Below are 12,692 nucleotides of genomic sequence, written 5' to 3' on the forward strand. Positions count from 1 at the left end.
GCCCGGCTCCGGCGTTGGCTGGAATCGGGTAATAAATAATTTTAAATTCAAAAAAATTCAGACAGTTTCGGGAGGTTGCGAGGGAAGTTGGAGGGCCTGAGAGATCAGACTACATGGAAGATCAGCATAAAGGGCCTTGGGCAGCCTGCATTCAAAACGCATAGCACATTCGAGCGCGGTGCCATTGACAGGTAAGTATATTTTGAACAAATCATGAAGCAATTTCATGGTGCGACTTACCGGATTAGATGCCTCCTGGTCTGCATTCACTTGCTGCATCATATCCGACAACTCTGTAAAGCGCTGCCATGCAGAGGCATTCATTTGCAAAGTCACATACAAAGTATCATTTTCATGCACCTGCCGGACTACATTATACAACTGATCATCGATCCGGTAAAGCCCCTCGTTTTCGTTGCTGGCTTCCCACGCATTTGCGTAAGGTATTGAAGGAACATATGCCTTTAAAACGCGTAAATCCTCTTTTTCTTCATCCTTGGCAGCTGTCTCATATTGAGCATTCAAGCACAAAACAGCAATAGACAGCCCGAGCATATTGCAGAGCAGTAGCAAAAGAAGAACGATCCCGGCGACAGTTTTCATTAATGGTGCGTGATGTCCCTTAAATCTAGCACGAATGATCCAATAAGTAATATCCCTGGATTCATTTTCCCAATAACGACACCACTTCCGGGTACTTTTCGATTTTCTGAAATGCCCACAATGCTTCGATCGTGGATTCTGCGCCTGAATTTTTATTAACGTCTGATGATGAGCCGATACCGTCAAAACAGCGGCCGGTATTGGTGTCATACATGACCGCCCCGGCCGGATTTCTGTTAAGATACCAGCCTGTAATGTCAGCCGCTTGCTTCAAATATTTCGAGTCTTTACTGATATCATAAGCCGCCAATGTAGCCCAGATCATCGGCCTGATACCGTACGAAATCTGACTAAACTGCGACTCCTTCACTTTCGAGATCGTGGTAACGGACTGGCTGATCTGCAAAGATTCCAGATATCCTTTGCTGATCAGGTAGGGATAAAAATAATCCACTTCCTGCATGCCCGCCTTGATCCACGCTTCTTTCTTTAACTTTTTCCCGGCTGTCAGCAATGCATAGGCAGCATCGCCCGCATACGCATGCCAGGTATCCTGAAAAGACAAAAACGCCTTGAATGGATAAGTGTCTGTCTCCCCTTTTTGCATTAATAATATTCCATCTGCCAGTTTCTGCATTCCGCTTAGTACCGCCGCATCATTATGACGCTCATAGTAAGAGAGTAACCCCAATAAAATGATCGCCGACTGGTCCACAGCCGAACCGAATGGCAGCCAGGTTGGAATAGTAAGACCGGATATGACTTCTGTAACCTGTGGTTTGTTCAATACATCCTTTTGAATCAATACCCAGAGCTTTTGGGTAGCCACATCAATGCGCACACCCATTGCCGGATCTTTGATTTGGTAATAAGCATAGCAGTCATTCAAACACCAGAATGCACGCCATGACCACCAGTTCGGTTCCGCCACGCTCGTCTTGAATGTCTTGTTAATCGTTAAATTACCAAAAAGAAAGTTGTAGAAATAGCCATTTTCAGCCTGCATTTGCAGGACAAACTCAACCAGTTTATCCAGTTTCTGCTGCTTGGCAACATTACCGGCCAAATCCGGTTCATTGAGGTAAAACAAGGCTGCCCTGGCCACATCATCTACGCAGGTCAACCCTTCATCTTCATCGGCCACCCAGTTGTAGTTCGGGAAGTCGCTGTAAATTACAATACTGCCTGCAACGGTACCATTGGGCATTTTCACTTCATGGTACAGGTTTTCCAGATGTTGCGTGTTGACGAAAGGCCGCTTGGAATCAATAACCGGGTCGGTTCTTTTTTCCTTGCAGGCGAATCCAGCGAGGAACAAAAATACCCACAGCATGAATGAATTACGGTTTTTCATATTTCAATGCATTTAAAAATCCGTGGCACCCGCGCCGACCTGAAAAGTCATGACGCCTGGTACCACGGAAATGATCATTCATTACCTTACCCGGTTGTTAATCAAGGTTTTTCAGCATTGTAAATCGAGGTGATCTGCGTAGTCGTCAGCACTGCATTGTACATTCGGATGTCGTCCATATCGCCTTTGAAATAGCCACCATAATTCAGGTAAAACGGATCTTTATCCGAAGCAGTCGTGTAAACCGAAGTCGGAAGATCCTGGCCAATGGTCAGATTGACATTGGATACAGCCATAAAATCCCCGGCAACATCGGTATACACCTTAACCTGAGTTCCATTGACGTAAAAAGCCATTTCGCCTGATTTGTAAGACACTGCCAGATGGTACCATTTTTCTTTTTCCAGCGCCAGTTCGTTATCCTTATCAATGTACTTGTTATCCGCCGTATGCACGGTCAGGAATGCGCGGCTTGTACTTTGAGTCTGAAATTTAAAGCCATTCCAGCGATTGAGGGACACCATATAGTTGTCCGCCCAGTTCAATGTATCCATTTTCATCCACAAGCTGATCGTCATTTCCTTTTGCGGATTCAGGCTGGTCGCAAATGGTACTTCTACGTTAGCGCCTTTGGCAAAGTGATAGGCTTTGTCAGCAATTCCGTAACGGTCTTTGGTCAATGTAGGCGTACCGGCTCCCCAGCGCGCATGCCCTTTCATCAACGCTCCATCATGTTTGTTACCCGATGCGTCCTTGGCGTCACCGTCGAATTTCCAGAATGCGATCAGTTTCTCCGGTGCGATTTCAGCCACTTTTTTACCAGTAAAAGTCTCAGCAGCTTTGCTAAGATTGACGGCCGCATTGGAGATTTCCGACGCAGTTACGCCCACTTTGTCATGAATGGCCTGGCCGGCATCGATTGCCGTTTTAAATACAGCTTTTGATCCCACTTCGTAACTGCCTACTGCGGTACCTTCTTTGGCTCCGAGATACAAAGCGTTGGCCGCATCCAATGCCGTTTTCAATACTGATTTATCGACTGGCGGGATCACCGGATCGTCATCGTCCTTACATGCGGAAACAAATACGAGGCACATGGCGAACAGACCCAGCATAATTGCAAAACTCTTGTTGATTTTCATTGATAATTGGTTTTAAATTAAAAATTAAGGTGTAAGACTTTTGTTAGTATCCCGCTCACTTTGCGGGATCGGGAAATAGTGGTTGATGTCATAGTTGAATGATTCTTTATCTCTCAATGCATTCATGGCTTCCTCTTTTCCCCACCGCATCAGGTCAAAAAACCGGTGAAATTCAAAGCCAAGCTCCGTACGGCGCTCCTTGTGAATGATATCACGCAATCCATTCTGGCTGGTAACGGTGATATCAGCCAGCAAACCTTTCGGTATCGTTCCGAAGCCTTCCAGGTTTTTGTCAAACAGGTAGCTTTCACGGGCACGCTTGCGGACCTGGTTCAGGTATTTCAGCGCCTCTTCCGGCTTGCCCAGCTCATTCAATGCCTCGGCCTGCCACAGCAGTACATCGGCGTAGCGGATCGCTACATAATTGAGGTTACCATTACCTTTAATGCTTTTGGGAATCTCTGAAACAGGTTGCAGATTTTTCTTTTGCAGATAACCCGTTGGCGACCATTCCGGATCGAAAGCTTCACCATCAAGCCAGGGCTGGCCTTTTCTACCCACCGAATAATCCAGTCTCGGATCGGGAATACCGGCTGTGGTCACTTCAAATGCATCTACAAAACGCTGGGTAGGGACATCAAAATAGTACCCGGATTCGGTGCGCGGTGCAAACCATTGATTTAATCGGTTACCCAGAAACGGAACCTGGTTAGTCAGATGTTGCACAGAGAAAATGCTTTCTGCATTGTTCTTGAACTTCTCATTAAAGTTGTCCGTCAAAACCGGCGCCAATGCATAGCCGCCCAGCGGTTGCACGAGCGCAGCAGTCGATGCTGCTTCCTGCCACTTTTTCTGGTACAGATACGCCTTCGCTAGTAATGCAGTAGCCGCTCCTTTGGTGGCCCGGCCTACTTCCGCATCGGTTTGCAAAGCAGGCAGCAATGTGATGGCACTTTTACAATCCGCTTCAATCGCATTAGCATAAATCTCCGCAATAGGACTCTGCGGAATTTGAAGCTCCTGGGCATTTTTGGGTTCAAGGATCAATGGTACCGGTCCGAAAATGTTGACCAGATAAAAATAATAGTGAGCCCGCAGAAAATGCGCTTCACCCAATATCCTGTTTTGCAGTACTTTATCCATTGCAATCGTGGGTACCTGCTGCAAGATTTTATTACAACGCGTAATGCCTTCATAGTAAATTCCCCACACGCTTTCAATGTTTCCATTGATCGGATAGATCTGGACAAAATCGTCAATGTTACCTATATCTGCCTGATCGCCTGGGTTTCCGCCTTTGTCGGCATCATCGGACGCTACGTCGCCAAATACCCAGAGCCGGTTTTGGTCATTTGCAAATGATAATGGTTGATAGGCCGCATTCACAGCCAGTTCGGCCTGGGCGGCGGTTTTGTAAAATGCATCGTCGGGATAACCTGCTTTGACCTGCTCATTCAGGAAGTTTGAGCAGCCGCAAGCCGTTCCAATGATGACCGTAATGCATATATTTAAGAGAATTTTCATGTGCTGGCTGTTTTCTAAAAATTCAGATTAATACCTACTGAATAAATTTTCGCTGAGGGATACGTTCCCCAGTCAATTCCTGCGGCTACATCACCCCCAAATTGCTCGTTCCTGGTATTGTCACTAGTAGCCATTTCGGGGTCCATCCCCGGGTAATTAGTGAATGTGAGCAGGTTTTGCGCACTGATATAGAACCGCGCCGATCTGAATCCCAGCTTTTTAGCTGCATCATCTTTAATAGTATAGCCGATCTGGACATTCTTCATCCGCACGTAGGAGCCATCTGCCAAAAATCGCGTCGATGGTAATTTGTTGTTCGACGAGCCCAGCCACGAGATCCGCGGTTGCGTATTGCTGGTTCCTTCGCCCGTCCACCGTTCGTCGTAAACGCGCTGGGTCACATTGAATGCGCGGTAAAAACCTTCAATGTCCGTTGCTACCTGATAGTAAATCTTGTTACCGGTGGCAGCCTGAAAGAACAGCGACAAGTCAAAGTTTTTGTATTCAAAATTGGTATTCAGGCCAAATGTGGCTTTGGGAATGGCACTGCCAACGTGCGTCCTGTCTTTTTCGGTGATCAGCCCGTCGCCGTCCACGTCTTTGTATTTCACATCGCCGGGGCGGATGTTGTTGCCTTGGTAAGCATGTGTGAAAATATCGCCCTCATTCTGGAAAATACCTTCCATTTGATACAGGAAAAAAGATCCGATCGGGTAACCTTGCTCTGTGCGCGTTGCAAACACACCATTATCAATCCTGCCGCCGGGAATGGGCCTTCCGTTGGTGAGGGACAGGATTTTGTTTTTGATAAAAGTCACGTTGCCAGAAATACTAAAGGCCAAATCGCCCGCATGGTCTTTGTAAGTCAGCTCCAATTCCAGACCTTTATTTTCCACCTTACCTGCATTCACATAAGGCGCTGCAGCGCTCCCGCCAGTTTTGGGAACAGGAATCGGAATGAGCATATCGGACGTTCTTTTATTGAAATAATCGGTCACCAACACCAGTTTGTTATTCCACAAACCCACTTCCAGACCAATGTCAGCCTGCGTAGATGACTCCCATTTCACATTGGTATTCCCTCGGCTGGCAATCGCATAACCGGATGCCGGACTCTGCTCGGAACCAAAAGGATAATTGTAGCCGCTGGCGATCAGCGAAGCCCACGGATAATTACCAATATCCTGATTACCCAGCTGGCCAATACTCGCCCTCACTTTCAACAGAGAGATCGTTTTCGACAGGGAAGCCATGAAAGATTCCTTATCAATGTTCCAGCCTACCGATCCTGAGTAAAACGTTCCGTACCGGTTATTGGCCGAGAAGCGCGAAGAGCCGTCGCGACGGATGTTGGCCGAAGCCAGGTACTTACCCTGGTAACTATACGTCGCCCGACCAAACAATGAAAATAATGCCCAACGGTTATCATTTTCAAAAACGCCTCTGGACTGAATATTGAGCCCCTGACCCAGATAACGCAGGTTATCGATCTGGTCGATGAAATTATAATCCGTCGCGCCCAAAGGTTTGCTGACACTTTTGATCGCCTCAGTCCCCACCAGAATAGACAAGTCATGTTTTTCATGAATGACCTTATGATAGCTCAGCGTATTGTTAAAGTTGACTGTGGAATTGAGGATAATGGTGTTGTTCAATGTACTCGGACTGTTGATCCTAAGGTTGGTACCCCAGTTTTCGTTGAACCGTTTCTGATTCACCACATCAAAGTTCAAACCACCGTCCGACTTGAATTTCAGGTCTTTAACAATCGTGTATTCCAAATACGCGTTGCCAAAAACCCGGTAGCGTTTTTCTTTATTATCCATTTTCATGGCCAGTGCGACGGGGTTGTAGCCGTCTCCAAAAAACTGCGGATTGTCAGGTAAATCCGTAAATTCTCCATTCTGATCATAAACCGGAATAGCGGGCGTCCGGAACAATGCATAGCGGACCACACTGCCACCATTTCCTCCGTAACCGTCACCGGAACTGCCCACGATATTCCGCTGACTATAAAGCATATTGATGTTCGTGGACACTTTGAGCCGCTTGGTCACATTGATATCCATATTAGCCCGCAGGCTGTACCGGTCGAAGCCAGAATTAAGCACAATGCCTTTTTGATTGAAATAATTACCAGACAACAGATACCTGACCTTGTCGGTACCGCCGCTGATCGTCAGCTGGTAATTCTGAATGGGCGCTACACGGAATATCTCTTTTTGCCAATCCGTATTGGCCATTGCAAGCCCGGCAGGAATGAGTTTTCTGTTGAGCGTCGGGTTGTTGAGCTGTGCATTGTCGGTATTCGCAGCTTCGTTGTATAGCTCCACATACTTCGGCGTATCCACCATTTTGATCAGCCTGCCATGTTGCTGCAAGCCAAAAAACGAACTGAAATTGATTTGCGGCTCGCCGGTTTTTCCTCTTTTAGTAGTGACCAATATCACACCATTGCCCGCCCTTGCGCCATAAATGGAAGCCGAGGCCGCGTCTTTTAAAATAGAAATACTTTCAATGTCGCCGGGAGTCAGTACCTGGAACGCATCTTTGGTCGGAATTCCGTCTACGATAAACAGTGGACTGTTATCATTAATCGAACCTATCCCGCGGATCCGTACACTGACACCCTCTCCCGGCGCTCCCGTATTCTGGGTCACATTCACACCCGAGGTACGCCCTTGCAAAGCCTGGTCAATGCTGCTCATCGGCAGGTTCGCAATTTCCTTACCCGAAATCAATGATAGTGAACCTGTTAAGTCTGACTTTTTCTGCACACCATAGCCGATCACGACCACTTCATTGAGGACTTTTGAATCGGGTAACATCTTGATATCAACCCTATTGCTGCTAGCAATGAGGAATTCCTGCGTGAGATATCCAATGTAAGAAACCACCAATGTGCCACCGTTCTCGGGCACGATGATGAAAAAATTCCCCCCTGCATCCGTCGAAGTACCAGTAGCAGTACCTTTCAGCAGCAGACTTACACCAATAGCCGCCTCGCCTTTCTCGTCAACCACTTTCCCATTGATAGTACGGTCAGTGCGATTGGATGAGATGCTGGTTTCCAAAACCTTCGTGGCAACTGGCTTTCTTTGCACCGGTATGCTCTGAATGACATACAATGCTTTGTCAACCAGCTTGTAAGTGAGCCCCAGCGGTGCGAGGATCTGCGTCAGGTTTTCGTTTAAATTCTTGGAAGCCGGAATCGAAGAAGGTACCATCATTCCGTCGATCAGCAGGTCGTCGTAAGCGAATTGAATGCCGTATTGTGTTTCGAATGTTTTCAGTACATTTTTCAACGGTTTTTTCAGGGTACCAGTCTTCGCGCCACGATCGTTTTGACCGCTGACGTGAATGTCCTGGCTCTGACTAACCGTCGCCACAAGCAGGCCCAGCAGTAAAATACCGGATGAAAAGAAAGTCTTAGTATGTTCAGGTAATCGTAATTGCATGGCTGGTGAGTCGTTATTATTTGTCTGTGATGGTCAGTTTCTTATCCAGTTGCGTGATGTTGAGGTTGAAGGATTCTTCCAGGGCTTTCAGCAAAATGGGCAGACTGTTGGAAGGAAGCGTGGCGGAAAATGTCCGTTTGGCAAGCGCAGGTTTCGAAATTACCACGGAAAAGCCATAATTGTCTTCCAGCATATGCGCCACATCGGAAATGGAAGTGTGATCGAAAACCAATTTTTTATGGATCCAGGAGTTGTAATTTTCCGGGTTCACCAGCCTGATGCGAAAGCTGCTACTAGTGTCCGCAAATGCCGCCAGGTCGCCCGGCTTCATCAGCATTTCATGCACGCGTCCAATCGTATTGCTGATCTTAATCTGGCCGGATTGTAGCACCACCGTACTGAGGTCACGCCTGTCGGACACATTGAATTCCGTTCCCAGTACATTCACATCGACATTGGAAGTGTGTACGGTGAAGCTGGTATGCGACTTTTGTTTCTTGATTATAAAAAAAGCTTCGCCTTCGAGCGAGGCTTCGCGGCTGGCATTCCAACCCTGCCGCATCGTCACTTTCAACTGGCTGTTAGCATTCAATGTTACCTCGGAACTATCTGATAGTTTGAAAGTTGCGACTTCTCCATTACCTGTTTTGTATAAATAAGAAGCCGGAGAGCCAGTAACCTGGTACCAGACAAATCCTGCGGTAATTCCCACTGCTGCAACCGTCGCCGCGAACCGCATGAAAAATCTTGCATTGAAAAATACATTGGGTACAACTGGTTTTTGCTCATCGAATTTCGCTGACAGTACCTCCCACGTCTCGTCAATATTTTCCTGCGAATTGTAGTCTTTTTCAAAACGGACATGATTGACCAATAATCGGGCATCGGCCAGGATTTTCTGTTTATCGGGATGCTGACGGAGCCAGTCTTCCCAAAAGAAAATGTCGTGCGCCGAAGGGTTCTGGACCCATTGCACAAAATGATGGTCCAGTACAAAATCGGTAACGGAGAAAGTAGAGTAGTCTGGCAAATGCTTACTCATGAAGCGTTCGGTTTGGTTATGTATCAACCAAATGAACCTGCCCTCTCTGTTTATCCCTACAAAATGAAATTATTTTTCAAAATAGTTACATTAACCTGCAAAGCGAGTGCAGTTCCACCAGGACCACAGCGTATTCCAGCAATAATTTACCTTGGAGATTATGAATGGCTTTGTAAATGACTTTGTAAACGGAAGCCTGTTCAATCCCCATCACAGCGGAGATTTCTTCAAAACTAAGGTTCTCGTAAAAGCGCAGAAAGATTACTTCCTTTTGGCGGGGAGGCAGATTGTCGAGTGCCTTATGCAAGTGGGCCAGGCGTTCAGTTGAAAGCTGTTCTTCGATCAGTTCATATTCGTAGGAGAACACGACATTAAACTGATCTTCAAATCCTTCCGGCCTATTTACATAACGGCTATCAGTTTTCATAGCCCGCATCAATAACCTTCGCAGACATTTGTATAGATAGAATTTGATAGAATCAGTTTGGCTGATTTTGGTCCTGCTGACCAGTAGCGCAATAAAAAGCTCCTGAATGCAGTCCTGGGTTAGCTCGCGGTTGGCTGTTATCTTGAAACCGTAGTTGTATAGCAGAGGGGCAAACTTGCGGTAAATGAATTCGTAAGCATTTTTATCCCCCTTTCTGAAATCATCCCAGACGGTGATTTCATCGATTTCCTGATGATTTATAGTCATTGCCTAAGCCATTGAATGGCCTTTATTGAATAGTGTATGTGGTCGATATTTCCCAAAATCCCCGTCCGTTAGCCACCTTCCGGCCCGCTGGCAGGATATAATGGGATACTGCTAAATGTACAACTTTTAATTGGTTCAACACAAAACATTGCTCTAACCAAACAGGAAAATAATAATCGTTGCGCGCTGATCACAACTATACACATAATTGTATATCAATACTTTACGATAACTAAGTTTCTTCAAAAATCACCGACGCGAGATAGGTCTGCGTTGATAATTATTTTAACTTGATTTAAAATCACACCAACATTACACTCCCCGATGAAGCATTCTCAACAAATCCACCGCACCATCCGGATTTCGATCTGGCTTATTGCCTGCCCGATTATTGCGTTAGCCATTAATCACCGTTCCATTACCACCCAGAAACCGGCTGCGGGCTTGTCCGGCGATGTGGTCACGTCCTGGTTGACACTGCAACTTAAAATTACGAAAACAACGCCCGCTCCTCCGCCTGTGACCGTGAGGCGCTGCGGCTACACCGGTGTGGCGCTGTATGAATCCGTCGCACCGGGTCTGGTTGGTTACCAGTCCATTGCCCCGCAGCTGAATGGCCTGACCAACTTGCCCGCTGTCAAACCCGGCGTCAGTTACTACTGGCCTGCATCGGCCAATGCCGCAATGGCAACGATTACGCGCGCATTTTTCCCCATGACTTCCCCGGCCAATAAGGCATCAATAGATTCACTGGAAGCTGCTAATGTGGTCATTTTCCAAAAAGACAGTCCGGCGGATGCATTAACTCGCTCGGCAGAGTTTGGAAAAAGCATTGCTTCCGCCGTATTTGAGTGGTCCAAAACAGATGGTAGCGACAACAAAACGCCTTTTGACATTCCGCAAAGGGCCGGCGCATGGCTGCCAACACCGCCGTCGCTCATGGCCGCCGCACTGCCTAACTGGGGTAAAAACCGCATGATTTTGATTGGTAGCGATAGCGATGCTGATCTGGCTGTACCTGTCCCCTATTCCACCGATCCCAATTCGGAATACTATGCGCAAGTGAAAGAAGTTTATGACATTTCGCAAAGCTTAACTCCTGAACAAAAGGCCATTGCGTTCTTTTGGGCTGACGATCCCGATGGGAAAAGTTTCGGCGGAGCGCATTGGCTATCGATTTTGAACCAAATTCTGATCAATAAAAAAGTCGATCTTGAACTTGCAGCCGTGGCTTACGCAAAACTGGGCATTGCCTGTTCAGAATCCGCAGTCAGTATTTTTAAAGGCAAGTACCGTTACAATGGGCTGAGACCGATCACCTACATTCGCACGGTGATGAACAAGCCGGAATGGAACACGCTCATTGTCACGCCGCCGCATCCCGAATACCCATCGGGCCATGCGATCGTTTCCGCCGCTGCTGCGCAAACGCTTACACTTTTATTTGGACCAAACTTTGCGTTCACAGACAATTCCTACAATTTGGTAGGTTTCAAGCCGCGCTCTTATAAATCATTCGAAGAAGCTGCTATTGAGGCTGGTAACTCGCGGGTGTATGGCGGCATTCATTACCGCAAAACCTGCGATGCAGGCCAGGAGCAAGGCAAAAAGATCGCCCGGAACATTGACGAGAAATTGAAATTCAAGCAGTCATAAGCTGGCAACAATAGGAAAGAGGTAGCCCTGAACGGACTACCTCTTCCGAAATTAATTTCCCTAGAACTGAATCTGCCCGCGAATTTCTCCGGCGGGGTAAATGATGTTGTGAATGTTGAAATAATATAAGCCATTCAGCAAATCAGCTTCATTGATTGTCGTTCCCACTACAACCGAATTCGAAAATGACCCGGCGAGTTTCGATGGGAATATGGCGAAAAAGTCATGCTTAATAGGCGCATTAATACCCGGTGCAGCGGTTCCATGGATATGTGCACCCGTTGGCATGCTAGTCAGATCTTTCCAGGTGATGTAGTAGCTCAGTACTTTGGTGTTTTTGTTGTAAGAAACATCCGCAGTACCCATCGCAGCGGTATTTTTAGCAGGCACCTCCTGAGCACCGGTGATAGGCAAGCCTTTTCTGCTGATAATATGGCTCTGGTTATAAAATTCAATTTGCCCTCTGATCTCCCCGCCGGGGTTCATTGGGGTATGGAAATTGAAGTAGTAAAGACCATTCAAAAGATCTGTTTCCTTAATGGCTACCTCGTCCACCAGCACACTGCCTGAATAAGTACCCGTTGTTGTTTTTGGAATTGATGCAAAAAAGTCATGCTTGATACCCGCATTTGCACCGCGCAAAGCAGTTCCGTGAATGTGCCCGCCCTGTGGAATACCAGAGAGATTGTACCAGCTAACTTTGTAGCTGAGGATTTTGGTCGTCTTATTGTAAGATACATCCGCCCATCCATAAGCCGCCGTTTCCTTGGCAGGAAACTCCTGGGCACCACTTAAAAGCAGTCCTTTTTGCTCAATAACATCTTGTGGTAACTGATGGTCGTCACAAGCCGAAAAAAAAGCCATTAATAACAAGGCCGTCAATACGCTGAATAGATTTTTTTTCATCATTCGCCTTAGTTTAGTTGTGAGAAATGATTTGATTCTCATAAAGTTAAGACTTATGCTGAAACGATGTCCATATTTGCAAATCAAATATTTATTAAATTTTTTGACCAAATATTAATACAGTCAGAAGCCCAGAAATTGTACTCGTGCCGGTAAGAGACACGATAGGCAGGTGGCAGGCGCATCCGGCCGGAGCTAGTCCCTGTCAGACCTACTGGCCTACACCACACCACACCACACCACACCACACCACACCACACCACACCACACCACACCACACCACACCACACCACACCCAGGGTTAAAACCCTGG

At 46.8% G+C, this 12,692-nt stretch carries 9 protein-coding genes; 1 reads left to right on the top strand and 8 read right to left on the bottom strand.

Going from position 1 to position 12,692, the window contains the following annotated elements; all coding sequences use genetic code 11:
* Positions 1-57: 57 nt before the first annotated feature.
* The 7 genes from ABIO93_RS02825 to ABIO93_RS02855 form a co-directional block, all read right to left on the bottom strand.
* Positions 58-603, bottom strand: coding sequence for a hypothetical protein (locus ABIO93_RS02825; RefSeq protein ID WP_348064212.1), 546 nt, complete (start codon positions 601-603; stop codon positions 58-60).
* A gap of 61 nt (positions 604-664) precedes the next feature.
* Complete coding sequence (locus ABIO93_RS02830) at positions 665-1,957, bottom strand: hypothetical protein (RefSeq protein WP_348064214.1); 1,293 nt, start codon at positions 1,955-1,957, stop codon at positions 665-667.
* Positions 1,958-2,058: 101 nt separating this feature from the next.
* A complete protein-coding gene (locus ABIO93_RS02835; protein WP_348064216.1) occupies positions 2,059-3,099 on the bottom strand; it encodes a LamG domain-containing protein in 1,041 nt (346 codons plus the stop codon).
* A gap of 24 nt (positions 3,100-3,123) precedes the next feature.
* Positions 3,124-4,623, bottom strand: coding sequence for a RagB/SusD family nutrient uptake outer membrane protein (locus ABIO93_RS02840; RefSeq protein WP_348064217.1), 1,500 nt, complete (start codon positions 4,621-4,623; stop codon positions 3,124-3,126).
* Positions 4,624-4,637: 14 nt separating this feature from the next.
* Complete coding sequence (locus tag ABIO93_RS02845) at positions 4,638-8,081, bottom strand: TonB-dependent receptor (protein ID WP_348064219.1); 3,444 nt, start codon at positions 8,079-8,081, stop codon at positions 4,638-4,640.
* Between the two features lie 16 nt (positions 8,082-8,097).
* Complete coding sequence (locus ABIO93_RS02850) at positions 8,098-9,123, bottom strand: FecR domain-containing protein (protein ID WP_348064221.1); 1,026 nt, start codon at positions 9,121-9,123, stop codon at positions 8,098-8,100.
* 85 nt (positions 9,124-9,208) lie between these two features.
* Positions 9,209-9,817 (bottom strand): sigma-70 family RNA polymerase sigma factor, encoded by a 609-nt coding sequence (locus ABIO93_RS02855; protein WP_348064223.1) that lies wholly within the window; start codon positions 9,815-9,817, stop codon positions 9,209-9,211.
* Between the two features lie 324 nt (positions 9,818-10,141).
* On the opposite strand from ABIO93_RS02855, the gene ABIO93_RS02860 reads away from it, so the two are divergent.
* Positions 10,142-11,473, top strand: a complete 1,332-nt coding sequence (locus tag ABIO93_RS02860) for a vanadium-dependent haloperoxidase (protein ID WP_348064225.1) — start codon at positions 10,142-10,144, stop codon at positions 11,471-11,473.
* 60 nt (positions 11,474-11,533) lie between these two features.
* Here the strand turns inward: ABIO93_RS02860 and ABIO93_RS02865 are convergent, their stop codons facing one another.
* Positions 11,534-12,382, bottom strand: a complete 849-nt coding sequence (locus tag ABIO93_RS02865) for a CHRD domain-containing protein (protein WP_348064227.1) — start codon at positions 12,380-12,382, stop codon at positions 11,534-11,536.
* Between the last annotated feature and the right edge of the window lie 310 nt (positions 12,383-12,692).

Source organism: Dyadobacter sp. (genome assembly GCF_039919315.1).
Classification (GTDB): domain Bacteria; phylum Bacteroidota; class Bacteroidia; order Cytophagales; family Spirosomataceae; genus Dyadobacter.